Consider the following 16,773-nt stretch of genomic DNA (forward strand, 5'->3'; position numbering starts at 1 on the left):
ACCCTGGTTCACCTCTGTTTTGCTATTCTAAAGTTATCCGTTTTTCTGATTACAAAGTAAAGATTGGTAACCGTTGCGCAACCTCAGATTTCAGCGGCAAGGTCTGAAAATTCAATAAAAAACGGCCTCTTTTAAAGCGATTTAAAGGAGGTCTTTTTTTTAGTAATGAAAAATTTTCGGGATTTTAGGTGGCCTTAAACAAAGGATATTGAAGCCGTGGGAAAGAGGTTCTGGCAAAACCAAAACTTCCCTTTTGGAAGGTTCATGATTAGGGCATTGCCGTGAACTTTTCGGGTAATGAACTACAGGTATTTTTTCAGATTGTAAGTGAGCGCAGCCATTAAAAGTGGTTTCGCCAAAACCAAAACTTCCCTTTTGGAAGGTTCATGATTTGAGCATTGCGGTAAACTTTTCCGGTAATGGACTTTAGATAAAGAGTATAAGCATCAATGAACTGGGAAATCAGGACGTACAAAACCTTCATTAACAACATCACGTTTCCACGAATACAAATATTATCATTCCATCACTTGCCCAATTCTGCAATTTTTTGCAATTTCAGTTTTCAAAACTAAACTAATCCATGAAATTCTACTGGAGTATGCCGGCAGGGCTTAAAGTATATTTTAATGATGAAGTTAAGTCCTACGGACAGCAAATGAAAATTGGTAATCTGCCTGCGGCCTGGCGGCATTTGGAGCGTGCACACGTGTTGGGACAGTCCTGGCCCCGTGAGCACAATTACAGCCACTGGCTGATGCTTAAATTTGGGATTAAGATAAAAGACCGCCGTGAAATCATCGGACAGATTCCCAGACTCCTTGTGGGTGGTGTAAAATCTTTTGTAGGGAAAATTCCCGTGGGAAATACCGGTGGAGCCAATGTACCACCGCTCAGACCCATGGAAATTCCGGAGGATCTGGCTTTAGTCCTGGACAGGTATAAAAAACCTTAGCAGTGCACAGCTTATCCATATGAAAAAGGCATTTACTTTCTTCCTGATATTCACAGTCTCTTATTGCCTGCATGCACAAACTGTGTACCTTGATCCGAATAACCGAAAAATTACGGAACAGGAATTTAACGGATATAAGCGCGCCAACCTGTTAATTGTGAAAAATGACTCTTTGAATCTTACAAAGGCCATGTTCCGCTCCAACCGCTCGGAAGCCGGAACCTTTGCAAATTACACGGAGTTGAAGAGCAGTATTGAGTCCAGAACAGGCACCTCCATTGATGATATGAAGCCCGTAATCGTTATCTACCATCCCGGCCCAGACAGATGCAACTCTTCCGGAACTGCAAATACATCTTACAAAATAAGATGGTTCAAAGATCTGGAAAAGGAAACATTAAAAATAGCAGGAGTAAAGGCGCTATATTTTTATAAAACAGAGAAAGGCATAGTAAAGGAGTTAAAATCTATCGCCTGGAAAAAGGACCCGAAAGCAATCATAGAACATACATTTTTTGATTTTCATTACCCGTGCAGTTCATTTGTCATCTTCAATTCAAAAGGCAAATACAGCTCATATTTTGGTGAGTTTTCTCAAGCTCAGGTTCTTGAGCAACTCGCCGAAATGGTAAAGGAAAATTAACCAGTTTCCTTTTTACAGGATTTATTCGTGACCTAATTCTCCAATTTCCCGGATAAATGCCTCCACGCTTTCTTCTGTGGTGGCCCAGGACGTAATAATCCTTATAGCAGATTGATCCGCATTTATTTTTTTCCACACATAAAAATCAAAATGGGTGGACAGTTTTTCTATCTGAGTGTTCGTGATGACAGGAAAAATCTGGTTGGTATAGGTATCAGATAGAAAGCTGCAGCCGGCCTGCTGAAATGCCTTTTTTATCCGCATAGCCTGGGTGTTGGCAAGCCGAGCTAGATCGAAATACAGATGATCGCGTAACAGTTCCTGAAACTGTATGCCCAGAAGGCGGCCTTTGGCCAGCATTCCACCCTTCTGTTTAATGTGGAAGTCAAATTCATCCTGCAAAGCCGTATTGTTGATGACGATAGCCTCGCCCAGCAAAGCGCCGTTCTTGGTGCCTCCCAAATAATAGACATCGGTTAGCCGGGCTACATGTTCAAGAGTGAGATCGCTGCCTTCAGCAGTTAAAGCATTTCCCAAACGTGCACCGTCCATGAAAAGGCAGAGCCCGTGCCGGCGGCAAGAGTCAGAAAGTTCCTGCAGTTCACTTTTTGTGTAGAATGTACCCACTTCGGTGGCATTGGAGATGTAAACCATCTTCTGCTTCAGCTGGTGCGGTTTATTGGTATGCTGATCGAGTACGTTCTGGACATCCTGCGCACGCAGTTTCCCGTCAGCTGTAGGAACGCCGTGAACTTTATGGCCGGTGGCTTCTATGGCACCACTCTCATTGGTGAAAATATGACCCGTGTCTGCTGCGATTACACTTTCGTGCGGCCTTAGCAGGGCAGAAATGACAATAATGTTGGCCTGCGTTCCTCCGGAAACGAAATGCGCGCGGGACTTTGGGCTTTTGCTTAAATCAAGGATCAGCTGTTCCGCCGCCTGACTGAATTGATCAGAACCATATCCGTTCTGCTGCTGCAGATTTGTCCTTACAAGAGCTTCCAGAATGCGTGGGTGAGCACCTTCGGCATAATCATTTTTAAATGAATACTTCATCCCGTAAAGGTAAGCAAGCCGCAGGAAATTAAGGTTAATTTGAAATACTGCGGGTTTAAAAATTAAAAGTTAGCTTTGCATTAAATACAATCTAACATTTTGAGAAACACCCATACTGAAGAGAATTACCTGAAGGCCATTTTCCACCTGGCTACGGAAACGCATAGCGTGACCATCAACGAGCTGAGCAAAATTCTGGATGTCAAAATGCCTTCAGTGAACAATATGATGAAGAAGTTTGCCGAGAAAAAATGGGTGATTTACGAAAATTATAAACCACTAATCATCACTCCTCTGGGCATGAGGGAAGCTGCCCTGGTGGTGCGCAAACACCGGCTTACCGAGATGTTTTTGGTGGAAAGGATGAATTTCGGCTGGGAAAATGTGCACGAAATTGCCGAACAGCTGGAACATGTGCACTCCACCCTCTTTTTCGACAAGATGGACGAGATCCTGAATTATCCCAAATTTGACCCGCATGGCGAGCCCATTCCGGATAAGGACGGTAATATCATCGCTCAGGAACTTAAGAAATTAAGTTCCTGCAAAAGCGGGGATTCTGTGGTTTTTAAAGCAGTAACTTATTCGGACGATGACTTCCTGCATTATCTGAATGACAGGAGTATACAGCTGGAGATGCAGTTCGAGATAGTTAAAGTTGAAAATTTCGATAAATCTTTTCTGGTGAATACACCCGCAGGAACCGTACACCTCAGCTCCAACGCAACGGACAAAATGCTTGTAAAATAAAAAAGCAGTGCATCGCTGCACTGCCTGAACTGGATATAAGTAAGAATTATTTTGCTTTAGCTTTCAAAGCATCTTCCTTGGCTTTGAATTCTTTATGCTTGCCTTCGTTACGGGTGGTCTGATACATACCTTTTAACAGAGTTACTGCATCCAGGTTATCAGGATGAGCCTGGTGCCATTTTTCCACAACTGGAATCGCGGATTTAAAACGTTCGCGTCTGGCATCCATTACTTTATTCGCCTCATCTACCTTTCCTGCTTTCCTTAAAGTTTCATATTGTGTGATTGTGGTATCGTCGTCTCCCATAATTAGGTACGCAAGATTCTGATAGGCATTTATCATTTTTGCATCCAGATCAATTGCTTTCTTAAAAGCGCTTTCGGCATCGTTTTTTAGAGCCGGGTCTTTGCTCTGTAGTACACCCAGATTGTACCAACTTACCGCATCATTTGGATTTTTGGCGAGGTAACTTTTTAGCGAGGTAGCAAATTCCGCCGTTTTACCAGCCTTATAATAGGCATGACTTTGTAATTCTGACAACCGTACACTGGTAGGGAACTTCTTCAAACCTTTCTCAATAAATGCGATAGCTTCGTCGTACTTCCCTGCATCAGACAAAATATTGGCATATGTTTCATATAGTTCAGCTTCTATACTTGGCGACATTTCGGTCTTAAAATCACTGTAATCAGGACTTTTCTTAAGTGTCTCCCAAGTCGCTTTGTCTAAGTCGATGGTTTTTCCTGTAGATTTCTCCCTGGCCGTATATGTTGTTTGAACGCCTGTATATCCGGAGTTGATGAGCTCACCAAAGCCTTCCAGCGCTTTATCATTATCACGGGCATATGCGTAGCTAAGTGCGGAATTATACAGAAGCTGACCATTAACCTGTCCGGCGGCCTTGAGCAAGTCATATGATTCACGGAATTTAGCTCCTGCGACGGCATAATTTTTAGCGTTGTAAGCATCTATTGCAGCCTTATTACTGGACTGTATCAATGGATTAATCGCCACCGCCAGTTTATCTGATGTAGTTGTGGAAAACTTTTCTGCTTTCAGACCGCTGATGCCTGAAGCATCCGCCGCAGCTTTTCCAACAAAGTATACTTTGCTTTTACCGTCCTTGCCCACATAGATATCCGATTTTCCCAAATCATTAATCCTGGAAAGGTAGGCTGCACCTTCTGTCGATTTTCCTGTTTTTAACAGCGCTAACCCTTTAGCGTAGTAATACTGCTCCAAAAGTGCGGGTTCCAGCAACTGGGTCTTGCCGCCTATTGCAGACTCCGCTGCAGCAATCTGCGCATTGGCTCCGGCAAAATCATTGGATTCCACCGCCTTTACCGCATTGGCTATTTCCTTTTTTTGCGCGGTTGCGAAAGTCAGCGAGACCAACGCAAGGCTTAAAAATATTTTTTTCATTGTTAATCCTTATTTTAAAAATCTGATAAAATTAATAATTAATTTTAAGAGTCAGCCTCTTCTTCATCAGTGTCATCCTTTTCCGGAGTGTCGGTGCGTTCGTCCGGAGCATAGTTTTTCTGCTCTTTCGCTTCCTCCTTTTCCACTTTGCGCAGGAAGCTTTCATCTCCCATATTGGTCATCGAGTTATCGCCTGACTGCGGCACATCACTGAACGCTACCTGGTCACTGATCACCGCGGCCGGCATGCCCTCACTGTCCAATGATTCGGCTTCTTCCACCTCCTTATCCATTTCCACTTTGGCAATGGCCGCAATTTCGTCATTCCCTTTCAGATTAATGACCTTTACTCCCTGAGTGTTACGGCCCATGATGCGGAGTTCGTCTACACCCATGCGGATGGCTACACCAGATTTGTTGATGATCATCAGACCGTCGCCGTCCTTTACATTCTGGATCGCAATCAGGTTTCCTGTTTTTTCGGTGATATTAAGTGTGATCACCCCTTTTCCGCCACGGTTCGTGATTCTGTAATCCTGCACCGCTGAACGTTTACCGTATCCTTTTTCAGACACTACCAGCACACTTTCATTGGCAACGTCATTGGCTACAACCATTCCAATCACTTCATCATTATCTTCCAGAGCTATACCCCGCACTCCAATGGAACCACGACCTACGGCACGTGCCTTTTCTTCAGGAAAACGGATGCATTTTCCGTTCTTGGTGGCAATCATTATCTCGGAAGTACCGTCGGTAAGCCGCGCTCCCAAAAGCTGGTCATTATCGCGGATCTCAATGGCATTGATACCGTTTGTTCTTGGTCTGGAATACGCTTCAAGCGATGTTTTCTTCACCGTTCCGTTCCTGGTGATCATCACCACATTCATCTGGTTTACATATTCCTCATCCTTCAGGTCATTTGTGCGGATGTAGGCTTTTACTTTGTCGTCCGGTTCAATATTGATGAGGTTCTGGATGGCTCTGCCTTTTGATATTTTGGATCCCTCCGGAATCTCGAATACTCGCAGCCAGTAACATTTGCCCTTTTCTGTAAAGAACAGCATATACTGGTGGTTGGTGGCTGAGACGATATATTCCAGGAAGTCTTCATCGCGGGTAGTTGCCGCCTTGTTACCCACTCCTCCTCTACTCTGCACACGGTACTCAGAAAGCAAGGTCCTTTTTATGTATCCGGCGTGAGAAATGGTTACTACTACATTTTCGTTCGGGATAAAGTCCTCAATAGACATATCGCCGCCGGCATAATCGATCTCAGTCCTTCTCTCGTCGCCATATTTTTCCTTGATCTCCAGCATCTCAGTCTTGATGATTTCAAACCTGCGGGATTCATTGGCCAGGATATCTTCAAAATCGCGGATCATGTTCATGATCTCTTCATACTCGGCCCGGATCTTATCCAGTTCCATGCCTGTAAGACGGGCCAGTCTAAGATCGAGGATGGCCTGTGCCTGAAGGTCTGAAAGATCAAATTCAGCAATAAGCCCATCTTTCGCGTCGGCTGGGTTGGCACTGTTGCGTATAATGGCAATTGCCTTATCCAGGCTTTCCTGTGTAGCAATCACTTTCATGAACCCTTCCAGGATATGTGCCCTTTCCTTTGCTTTCTTCAGCTCATACTCTGTACGGCGGATAACCACTTCATGTCTGTGCTCCACAAAGTGATGGATGATGTCTTTAACATTAAGCTGCTCCGGCCTGCCGTGCACCAAGGCAATATTGTTTACGCTGAAAGAGGTTTGAAGCGCGGTATACTTATACAGCAGGTTCAGGACTACATTAGGTATGGCATCGTTCTTAAGCTCGTAAACGATACGCATACCGCGGCGGTCTGATTCATCACGTATCTCATAGATTCCCGGAATCTTTTCCTCTTTTACCAAATCGGAGGTACGTGCAATCATCTCGGCTTTATTTACCTGATAAGGTATTTCGGTAATGATGATTGCATTTCTGTTGTGAACTTCTTCAAAGTTTACCTTGGCACGGATCACGATACGGCCGCGACCGGTGTGGAAAGCGTCGCGAACGCCGTCGTAGCCGTAAATAATTCCTCCGGTAGGAAAATCCGGTGCGATGATGTGCTTCATCAGATCATCTATAGAAATCTCGCGGTCGTCTATATAGGCACAGATGGCATCTACAGTTTCAGAGAGATTGTGCGGCGCCATATTGGTGGCCATACCCACAGCAATACCGGAGGCACCGTTTACCAAAAGATTGGGTATGCGGGTAGGCATTACAGTAGGCTCCGTAAGACTGTCGTCGAAGTTATTCTGGAAATCCACGGTATCCTTATCCAGGTCTGCCAGGACCTCATCAGAAATCTTCTTAAGGCGTGCCTCGGTATACCTCATAGCCGCCGGCGGGTCGCCGTCCATGGAACCGAAGTTACCCTGTCCGTCTACCTGGGGATACCGCAAACTCCAGGGCTGCGCCATCCTCACCATGGCATCATACACGGAACTGTCGCCATGCGGGTGGTATTTACCCAAAACATCACCTACAATCCTGGCCGATTTAAGATGCTTCCGGTTGGAAAATACATTTAAACCGTACATACCGTACAGAACTCTTCTGTGTACAGGCTTCAGACCATCTCTGACATCAGGCAATGCTCTGGAGACGATCACAGACATTGAATAATCAATGTAGGACGACTTCATTTCATCTACAATGCTGATCGGTATCAACCGCTCTCCTTCTGTATTCATATTTAACTATTAAAATGATTTTCAGCGCTTTAAAAAGGCTGTAAATTTTTATTGATTTTCAATTAATAATAACGGGCTAATTTACGAAAATAATACCGATTTTTGCGGCTTAACCCGGGAGCAATCTTCATAAAAAACAGTTAAATAAGATGAGTATTTTAAGCCTTACCTTCCACTGCATTGAGTCTACTGTGCCGCAATGGGAACAATATGCCAGAACTGAACTGAAACAGTTGGCTCACAACCTCTATGATGTGGAAAAGTACATCCTTTCGGATGTTGAAAGTGAAATGCTGAATGAGGGGAGAAACACTAATCTGCTCCTGATTTTTGAAACGGTGGAACTGCGGGCCACATTTCTGGAAAATGAGTTTGAGAATATCCGTGAGCGGGTGGAAAAGCGCTTTGGCGACGAGGTGATGATTTTTAAGACATTACTTAATGAATTTAAAGAAACCGACGGCCCTACAGGCATTGGGTAAATCTAATTTGCAGATAATTCCACTAAAGATCTAAAATGAAGCGGGCTCCCGGTGGGAGCCCGCTTTCTTACAGGTTATCTGTGATTTTTATGTTTTTTATAAGACTTTCCTTTTTTCTTTCCATCGTCCCATTTCCTGCTGTCCCAGTTGCCATTTTTCTTTTTCATCTGACCCGGAGCATAATCTTTGGCGTTACCGCCATACACTTTCTTGGCCTGTCCCGGAGGAAGATTTCTATTGTTACGCGGATACACCGTACCTACCTGATTGCGGCCACGGGTGTTACTGTACACACCGCCTGAACTTATTACCCTTCCGTTTTGATACACATTACCGTTACGGTCCCTGTATACATCGCCCTGACGGTATACAGTACCATCCGGACTTCTGTACACTGTACCGTTATTTGGATAATTATTCGGATAGTTATTTCCGTAAGGATCATTTAGTGCGCCACATGAAGCCAGTGTAAAAGCCAGTCCTGACGCTAAAATTATTTTGAAGATGCTTTTCATTTCTTAAAGGTTTTAAATGTTGTAGGTATTGTTTTCAATCTTAATGCCAAAGACTGTCCCCGGCGATTTTTGGATATCAGCAATTCCTTAAAGTTAAACCTCAGTTTAAAAAAAAACAGTTTTTTTTGTGTCAAATCACAGAACTGCGGCGCTCCATCAGCAAGACATCGCGCCAGCGCCCGTTCATTTGCGCAATTTTTTCCCGGGTACCCACCACCCGGAATCCCATTTTGGCGTGGATAGCTATAGATGCAGCATTTTCAGGGAAAATGCCCGACTGCAATGTCCAGAAGCCGTGTTCTTCACTGTCCAGTATTAATTTTTTGAGCAATACTGAACCCAGTCCGCGTCCCTGCACCGCATTATCAAGGTAAATACTCACTTCAGCCACACCCCTGTAGCATTCACGTGTGCTGATGGGTTTCAGCGCGGCCCAACCCATCACCTTTTCACTTTCATCCTCTACTACCCAGCGGCACTTATGAAAATATCCCGCATCCCAGTTCTCCCAGTTGGGCGCCTCTTTGTCGAATGTGGCATTACCACCGTCAACACCCTGCTTAAAAATGCTGATAACCGAGTCACTGTCGGTGGATTTCATCCTGCGGATTTCGTAATTCATGACATTAATTAAGTTCCTTACGTAAAAATTTTCCGGTCAGTGATTTTGAGTTTTTGATCACCTCCTCCGGTGTACCTTTAGCTACAATCTTTCCGCCATGCTTTCCGCCTTCAGGACCAATGTCAATCATATGGTCTGCCAGCTTGATGACATCCATATTATGCTCGATTATGATGAAGGAATTACCAAGGTCTACAAGTCTGTTAATGGCATCCATAAGCACTTTAACATCCTCAAAGTGAAGGCCTGTAGTAGGTTCATCCAGAATATACAGCGTATTGCCGGTCTGGCGTTTTGCAAGTTCCGTGGCAAGTTTAATACGCTGGGCTTCACCACCCGAAACCGTTGTGGACTGCTGCCCAAGCGTGATATAACCTAACCCCACATCCTGGAGTGTTTTCACCTTGCTGAAAATCCGGGGAATAGGAGCAAAGAAATCCACTGCTTCGTCAATTGTCATCTCCAGCACATCCGAAATTGATTTTCCTTTGTAGCGCACTTCCAGCGTTTCGCGGTTAAATCTTTTGCCGTTGCAGGTTTCGCAGTGCACGTACACATCGGGCAGGAAATTCATCTCAATCACTTTGAGACCACCTCCCTGACAAGTCTCACAGCGCCCGCCTTTCACATTGAAGGAAAATCTGCCTGGTTTATAGCCGCGGATTTTACTCTCCGGCAATTCAGAGAACAGGTTTCTGATATCCGTAAACATACCGGTATAGGTGGCAGGATTGGACCTTGGTGTCCGCCCGATGGGGGTTTGGTCTACATCTACAATCTTATCTATATGTTCGATGCCTTCAATCTTTTTATAAGGCAAAGGTTCCTGCACGCTGCGGTAGAAATGACGGTTGAGGATGGGATACAGTGTACCGTTGATCAGTGAAGATTTTCCACTACCGGAAATTCCGGTAACCACCACGAGTTTTCCCAGTGGAATTTCCAGGGTTACATTCTTCAGGTTGTTGCCTGTCGCACCTTTCAGGACAATGCTTTTCCCGTTGCCTGACCGCCTTTGAGCAGGAATTTCAATCTGCCTTTTACCGGTCATGTAATCTGCGGTTACGGTATCAGCTTTCAGCAGATCGTCCGGATGACCCTGCCATAAGACTTCGCCGCCAAATTTTCCGGCACGGGGGCCGATATCCAGCACGTGGTCTGCTCCCAGGATCATATCTTTGTCATGTTCCACTACCAAAACGGAATTACCGATATCCCGCAGGTTCTTCAGTGAATTAATAAGTCTTTCATTATCACGCTGATGAAGACCAATAGAGGGTTCATCCAGAATGTAAAGCACATTAACCAACTGTGAACCGATCTGTGTAGCCAGGCGGATTCGCTGACTTTCGCCACCGGACAGCGTACGCGAACTGCGGCTCAGACTCAGATAGTCCAGTCCCATATCCAGAAGGAACTGCAGACGGGTTTCAATTTCCTTCAGTATTTCATTGGCGATCAGGGCATTTTTGCTTGAAAATTTCGGTTTCACCTGGTCCAGCCATTCCTTAAACTCTGAAAGCGAAAGGGCACTGATTTCGGCAATGTGACTGCCGTCTATTTTAAAGCTCAGACTCTCGGGCTGCAGTCGCGTTCCGTTACATTTAGGACAAATTTCTTCGGTTGTAAAATGCCTTTCCAGCAACACCGCGTCATAACTTTCTTTGTCATTGATAATATCCTGAATATATGCCACCAGACCTTCAAAATTCACCTTGATCTTCTTGGAGATTCCTGCATACTTAAGATCCTTACTTATTTCGCGGGACATCCCGAAATACATAAAATCCACCACCTCCGATGGAATATCCCTGAAAGGTGTGGTGAGTGACAGGTTTGAAATTTCGAGGATATTCTTGAGTTGAGCGAGTACCCATTTATTGTTTTTGATATCCTCCAGCGGCAGAAGTGCTCCCTGACCGATTGACAACTTAGGATTTTCAACAAAATAATCCGTGTTAATCTTATTGATGACCCCAAGTCCCTTACAGTTGGGGCAGCTACCTTTAGGTGAATTGAAAGAAAAAGTGTTCGGTTCCGGTAAAGCCAGCGATTGCCCGGAATCATCGTCCATCAGGTTTTTTGAAAAATACTGAATGTCACTGCCGCCAAGTTTCTGGATTCCGATAACGCCCTCACCCATATCCAGAGCCGTACGAAGCGATTTCTCCATACGCCCTTCCGTCGCTTTTTCGCCAATAATCCAGCGGTCAATTACAATATCGATATCATGCGTTTTGTACCTGTCGAGTTTCAGGTCATACTCCAGATCCTGCAGGACACCGTCAATACGTGCCTGACTGTACCCTTTGCGCGCCATCTGTACAAACAGTTCATGATAGTGTCCTTTCCGGGAGCGCACAACTGGGGCCAATAACAATATTTTTTCGCCCTGATAATTTTCTTTAATGGTTTCCAGAATCTGCTCTTCGGTATAACTTACCAGTTTTCGGCCCGACGTCAGGGAATAGGCGTCGGAAACCCTGGCAAACAGAAGTCGGAGGAAATCATAAAGTTCGGTTACCGTACCTACGGTGGAACGCGGATTTTTATTTGTTGTTTTCTGTTCTATAGCGATCACTGGAGACAGTCCTTCAATCTTATCCACATCCGGTCTTTCCAGTCCACCCAGGAACTGCCGGGCATAGGCCGAAAAGGTCTCAATGTAGCGGCGCTGGCCTTCGGCAAAAATAGTATCAAATGCCAGGGAAGATTTTCCGCTGCCGGATAAACCTGTAATCACTACAAGTTCGTTACGCGGGATGCGGACATCAATGTCCTTTAAGTTGTGTTCCCGTGCCCCGTAAATTTCTATATATTCTTTCTTTTCGCTCATTATAAATGCCGCTTTCGTTATTGAAAACAGGAAGATGCAAAAATACGGAAATTAATGAAGAACGGTATAAGAGTTATACAGCGCCGGGAAATGCGGAACCAAAGACAAAAGTTGGACGGACGCTGTGAATTAACCTGTAAAAAACACAGTTTAGGTTTACCTAAAGTAACATCCTACTTCTTACGGCGGGCTTTGCTTTTCGCTTTTGCCTGCCCGCGGTTCGCGCCGGGCTTCGTTTTTGGAGGATTCCTTTTATGCGGACCACCCCAGTTTTCCTTTCTGTTTTTTTCTTTTTTCTCGTGAAATGCACCGCCTCCCTCTACAATTTTCACGGTATGTGCATTTTTCATCACAACCTCATCCTGTTCGGACGCTATTTTTGTGGGATTTACCTTCACAGTTTCAGGAAATGGAAGTACTTCAAGCTGTCTGTCCATCAGAACCTCTATATCAAAAACAAGCGGTTCTTCTTTTTCGGTAAAGAATGAAATGGATTTACCGTCTTTGTCGGCACGTCCTGTCCGACCAATACGGTGGATGTACTGTTCCGGAATTTCCGGGATCTCAAAATTGATAACATGAGTGATATCTGAAATATCAAGACCTCTGGCCATTACATCAGTTGTAATAAGACCGCGAATTTCGCCGTCCTGAAAACGCTTCATGGCTTTCAGCCTGTAATTTTGAGATTTGTTGGAGTGAATAACATCAAAAGCAGCAGGAAACAGCTCATCAATTTTGGTAAAGAGAAGATCCGCGTGTTTTTTATTGTTTGTAAACACCAATACCCTGGACATTTCTGCATCTGCTTCCAGCAGGTACTGAAGCAGGTTGACTTTGGTGTTGAAATTACGGACGAGATAAGAGGTTTGGGCAATTTTCTCTAGCGGTGTTCCCGATTTTGCCAATGAAATTTCAACGGGATTTGCGAAATATTCGTCCAGCATAGCATCAACGGCCTCTGTCATCGTTGCCGAAAACAGAATATTCTGCCGTTTGGCTTTCATCATCTCGAAGATATGGGTAAGCTGAGGACGGAATCCCAGGCTCAGCATCTCATCAAACTCATCGATAACCAGTTTCTGCACTTCCTTCAGGGAAATGGCATTATCTATAGCGAGGTCCATTACACGACCCGGAGTTCCTACCAGGATGTCGCAGCCGTCGTTAAAGAGGAGCTTTTGGGTGTTTATATTTTTCCCGCCATAAATCCCAATGATCCTTGCCGTAGTATTAGCAGCCAAAGATTCCAGAACGCCGGTAACCTGAACTACGAGTTCACGTGTAGGTACGAGAATCAGAACCGTTGGATTACCCGTTTTGTTGTACTTCCACATTTGCAGAACCGGCAGCAGATAAGCCAGGGTTTTACCGGTACCGGTCTGGGCAATTCCCATAATATCGCGGCCGGAAAGTATGGCTTTAAAGCTTTTTTCCTGAATGGGCGTTGGTTCAAATAGATTAAGGTCTGCCAGAGCATCAAGTAACTTTCCGGACAGATCAAAATCTGCAAAAGTGGTTTTCATGGGTATTCTAATTTAAAAAGAGCAGAGACAGCGCGTGGAATGTGGTGCAAAGCTACTGAAATTAATTTTTAGCGTGTTTTAAGCTACATCGGCGTCAAATGGTATGTTATTTTTTGTATTTTTAAAAATAAAAGAATTGACTGACTTGCTTTCCTTATTTAATTCAAAGAAAAGAAAGAAATCATACCGCGAGGTCTCACTGGTCCTCTCGGGGGGTGGCGCCCGCGGATTCGGCCATATAGGCGTCATAGAAGTGCTTATAGAAAGAGGGTTCCATATCCACAGCATTGCAGGTACCTCCATGGGTGCGCTTATAGGTGGTCTGTACGCGATGGGTAAACTGAAAGATTTCAAAAACTGGGTAACCCATATGGGGAAACTTCAGGCTTTGGATCTGATTGACCTGTCTATACGTCGACGGGGGCTTCTAAAAGGAAACAGGGTATTCCGTAAGATGAAGGCACTGTTCCCAACTGTAAATATTGAAGATCTTGAAATTGGCTTTTCAGCGATTGCAACCCAACTTTATGCAAAAAAATCGGTATGCATCAAAAAGGGTGATATTTACGACGCCATCCGGGCCTCAGTCGCAATACCGACTATATTTTCTCCGGTGGAAATTGACGGTGATGTTTATGTTGATGGTGGTGTACTGAACAATATTCCTATAGAGTATGCCCGCAGGAAGAAGAAGGACTTGTTAATTGTGGTAGATGTAAATGCTTTTATCGAATTTGAAGGCGCGAAAAATTCAGCTGTGGATTTGGGCTCAAGCATAAATGTGCTTTCACACTCACTTAGTCTTCTTATTGAAGCTAATGCCAGAAATTCACTTACCGCTTTTCCGCCAGACATCTTGATTCAGCTGTCGCGTGAGTCCTGCAGCATGCATGATTTTTTTAAAGTTAAACAGCAGATTGAATATGGCAGGCAATGCGCTGAAAATGCAATCAACGAATTTCTGAAAGATGATTGATGATGAAAATTAAACACCTCCTGCTCACCGCAATACTCATTTGCATTTCCTGTACAGATAAAAAAGAAACTGTGCAGAAGGATGTAGTACCGCATGATAACGAAACTACAATAAAAACGGCAAAGAAACTTCCGGAAAATCTGGAACGGTGGCTCAAGTTTTATAAAGCGGAAAATCCCGATTTTTCAGCAGACAGTTTTACCTTACTGGACAGCGCTGACCTTAGATACAGTCCATCTGCGGTGAAAGCTAATTTTGAAGAAGATTTCAATCCGATATATGAACCCTTCCTGGTGTACAGTCCGGATAAATCGAAATATATAGATTTCGACAGTTACCACTGGTTTACTAACGAAAACGGAAATCCCGGATTTGAAGCAGACCAGCAGGTATCACTTGTACATCTGCCATCCAAAACTGTGCGGCAGCTCTCCTACTTCGGACCATCATTCACCATTGAAGATGCGTATTGGGAAGGTGACAGTGCAGCTGTACTTTTGGGAAATACCTACGAGAAAGTACCTTTTTACATTCGGTATAACTTTAACAGAAATATGACTTACACTTACAGATCTGCCGACACACTGAAAGTGACCCGATCGTATACCGAGGAAAGACTTAAGAAAAAGGGAATCGGCGTAAATGATAGGCCCCGAGGCAGTGACCCCGGGGCTTAAAAATATAAATTTTGCAGTTTTTTATTCCCACTCAATCGTTGCAGGCGGTTTGCTTGATATATCGTAAGCCACACGGTTGATTCCGCGTACTTCGTTAATAATACGGTTGGATACGTTTTCCAGAAATTCCCACGGGAACTTACTGAAAGTGGCAGTCATAAAATCAATGGTATTGGCGGAACGAACTACAGCGGTATATTCATAAGTACGCTCATCGCCCATCACACCTACCGACTTCACCGGCAACAGTACCACAAAAGCCTGAGACACCTTCTCATACAGGTTATTTTTGTAGAGTTCTTCTATGAAGATGTCATCTGCTTCCTGAAGGATCCTCACTTTCTCCTCATCAACCTCGCCAAGGATTCTGATTCCTAAGCCGGGGCCCGGAAACGGATGCCTCATTACCAAATGATGGGGAATCCCGAGCTCCTCGCCCACTTTGCGGACTTCATCTTTAAAAAGTTCACGCAGTGGCTCCAGAAGGTCCATCTTCATTTCCTCCGGCAATCCGCCAACATTGTGATGTGATTTAATTACTGCAGAAGGTCCTTTTACAGACTGGCTCTCAATTACGTCGGGGTAAATGGTACCCTGCGCCAGGAATCTGGCACCTTCGAATTTATGAGATTCTTCATCAAAGACGGCCACAAACTCATTGCCAATAATTTTACGTTTTGCTTCAGGATCAGAGACACCTTTCAGTTTGCTCAGAAAACGATCAGAAGCATCCACCATATCAATCTTCATATGGAAATGCTCACCATAGTTCTCCATCACCTTACGGCCTTCATCTTTGCGAAGCAGCCCGGTATCCACAAAAATGCAGGTAAGCTGGTCTCCAATCGCTTTATGTACCAGCACTGCAGCTACAGAAGAATCCACGCCTCCGGAAAGGCCAAGAATCACCTTCTCATTGCCAACTTTTTCCCTGATTTCGGCTACGGTTTTTTCAATATAATTGGTGAGTTTCCATTCCCGCGGCGCTTTACAGATCTTAATTACAAAATTTTCAATCATGCGTGTACCTTCTTCAGTGTGTGAAACCTCGGGGTGGAACTGCACGCAGTAAATCTTTTTCTCTTCGTTTGAGATCGCTGAAATTACATCAGTCGTAGCGTTAACATTAAAGCCTGGCGGCACAGTCTGTACTTCATCAAAATGGCTCATCCAAACAGTAGAGAACCTGCTTACGCCGGCCAAAAGTTCGTTGGACTTATCGATTTGCAGTTTAGCTTTACCATATTCGCCTTTCACCCCTTTCTTCACCTTGCCACCCAGAAGATGTGTGGTAAGCTGCATTCCGTAACAGATACCGAGTATAGGAATATTTTGATCAAACAGCGCTTTGTCTATCAAGTGGGCGTTCTCTGCATTTACAGAGCTGGGGCCACCCGAAAGCACAATACCTGCGGGTTCTTTTGCAAGGATTTCCTCCAGTGGTGTGTTATAGGGAATTACCTCCGAATACACTTCCATTTCGCGTATGCGGCGGGCTATAAGTTGATTGTATTGGGAACCGAAGTCCAGAATAACGATACCGTTCTTCATAGTGTCTTAAATAGTTTGCAGTT

At 44.5% G+C, this 16,773-nt stretch carries 14 protein-coding genes; 6 read left to right on the forward strand and 8 right to left on the reverse strand.

What is annotated here, in order from left to right:
• Nucleotides 1-583: 583 nt before the first annotated feature.
• Both P0M11_RS06005 and P0M11_RS06010 read left to right on the forward strand, forming a co-directional pair.
• Entirely contained in the window at nt 584-955 is a 372-nt protein-coding gene (locus tag P0M11_RS06005; protein ID WP_275624872.1) for a DUF3703 domain-containing protein, read from the forward strand.
• Nucleotides 956-974: 19 nt separating this feature from the next.
• Nucleotides 975-1,598, forward strand: a complete 624-nt coding sequence (locus P0M11_RS06010; RefSeq protein WP_275624873.1) for a hypothetical protein — start codon at nt 975-977, stop codon at nt 1,596-1,598.
• 21 nt (nt 1,599-1,619) lie between these two features.
• Here P0M11_RS06010 and P0M11_RS06015 read toward each other — a convergent pair whose 3' ends face one another.
• A complete protein-coding gene (locus P0M11_RS06015; RefSeq protein WP_275624874.1) occupies nt 1,620-2,657 on the reverse strand; it encodes an aminotransferase class I/II-fold pyridoxal phosphate-dependent enzyme in 1,038 nt (345 codons plus the stop codon).
• A 99-nt stretch (nt 2,658-2,756) separates the two neighbouring features.
• On the opposite strand from P0M11_RS06015, the gene P0M11_RS06020 reads away from it, so the two are divergent.
• Nucleotides 2,757-3,407 (forward strand): metal-dependent transcriptional regulator, encoded by a 651-nt coding sequence (locus P0M11_RS06020; RefSeq protein WP_275624875.1) that lies wholly within the window; start codon nt 2,757-2,759, stop codon nt 3,405-3,407.
• A gap of 46 nt (nt 3,408-3,453) precedes the next feature.
• On the opposite strand, the gene P0M11_RS06025 is transcribed toward P0M11_RS06020, so the two are convergent.
• Both P0M11_RS06025 and gyrA read right to left on the reverse strand, forming a co-directional pair.
• Nucleotides 3,454-4,830: a tetratricopeptide repeat protein gene (locus P0M11_RS06025; protein ID WP_275624876.1), complete on the reverse strand. Its 1,377-nt coding sequence runs from the start codon at nt 4,828-4,830 to the stop codon at nt 3,454-3,456.
• 44 nt (nt 4,831-4,874) lie between these two features.
• Nucleotides 4,875-7,565, reverse strand: coding sequence for a DNA gyrase subunit A (gyrA, locus tag P0M11_RS06030; RefSeq protein WP_275624877.1), 2,691 nt, complete (start codon nt 7,563-7,565; stop codon nt 4,875-4,877).
• A gap of 149 nt (nt 7,566-7,714) precedes the next feature.
• Here gyrA and P0M11_RS06035 point away from each other — a divergent pair, with 149 nt between their 5' ends.
• Nucleotides 7,715-8,047: a DUF4286 family protein gene (locus P0M11_RS06035; protein WP_275624878.1), complete on the forward strand. Its 333-nt coding sequence runs from the start codon at nt 7,715-7,717 to the stop codon at nt 8,045-8,047.
• Nucleotides 8,048-8,121: 74 nt separating this feature from the next.
• Here the strand turns inward: P0M11_RS06035 and P0M11_RS06040 are convergent, their stop codons facing one another.
• The 4 genes from P0M11_RS06040 to P0M11_RS06055 form a co-directional block, all read right to left on the reverse strand.
• Nucleotides 8,122-8,562 (reverse strand): hypothetical protein, encoded by a 441-nt coding sequence (locus tag P0M11_RS06040; RefSeq protein ID WP_275624879.1) that lies wholly within the window; start codon nt 8,560-8,562, stop codon nt 8,122-8,124.
• A gap of 130 nt (nt 8,563-8,692) precedes the next feature.
• Nucleotides 8,693-9,184, reverse strand: a complete 492-nt coding sequence (locus P0M11_RS06045; protein WP_275624880.1) for a GNAT family N-acetyltransferase — start codon at nt 9,182-9,184, stop codon at nt 8,693-8,695.
• 4 nt (nt 9,185-9,188) lie between these two features.
• Nucleotides 9,189-12,020 carry an excinuclease ABC subunit UvrA gene (uvrA, locus tag P0M11_RS06050; RefSeq protein WP_275624881.1) on the reverse strand — a complete coding sequence of 944 codons (2,832 nt, stop codon included), beginning with the start codon at nt 12,018-12,020 and terminating at the stop codon, nt 9,189-9,191.
• Between the two features lie 173 nt (nt 12,021-12,193).
• On the reverse strand, nt 12,194-13,546 hold the full coding sequence (locus P0M11_RS06055) for a DEAD/DEAH box helicase (RefSeq protein WP_158063860.1): 1,353 nt from the start codon (nt 13,544-13,546) through the stop codon (nt 12,194-12,196).
• A gap of 136 nt (nt 13,547-13,682) precedes the next feature.
• Between P0M11_RS06055 and P0M11_RS06060 the strand changes: the two genes are divergently transcribed.
• Together P0M11_RS06060 and P0M11_RS06065 are read left to right on the forward strand one after the other, a co-directional pair.
• Nucleotides 13,683-14,522 (forward strand): patatin-like phospholipase family protein, encoded by an 840-nt coding sequence (locus P0M11_RS06060; RefSeq protein ID WP_275624882.1) that lies wholly within the window; start codon nt 13,683-13,685, stop codon nt 14,520-14,522.
• Complete coding sequence (locus tag P0M11_RS06065) at nt 14,522-15,199, forward strand: hypothetical protein (RefSeq protein WP_275624883.1); 678 nt, start codon at nt 14,522-14,524, stop codon at nt 15,197-15,199. Before P0M11_RS06060 ends, P0M11_RS06065 begins: the two co-directional genes overlap by 1 nt.
• A gap of 21 nt (nt 15,200-15,220) precedes the next feature.
• On the opposite strand, the gene guaA is transcribed toward P0M11_RS06065, so the two are convergent.
• Nucleotides 15,221-16,750: a glutamine-hydrolyzing GMP synthase gene (gene guaA / locus P0M11_RS06070; RefSeq protein ID WP_275624884.1), complete on the reverse strand. Its 1,530-nt coding sequence runs from the start codon at nt 16,748-16,750 to the stop codon at nt 15,221-15,223.
• Between the last annotated feature and the right edge of the window lie 23 nt (nt 16,751-16,773).

It is taken from the genome of Kaistella sp. PBT33-4 (assembly GCF_029194425.1).
GTDB lineage: Bacteria > Bacteroidota > Bacteroidia > Flavobacteriales > Weeksellaceae > Marnyiella.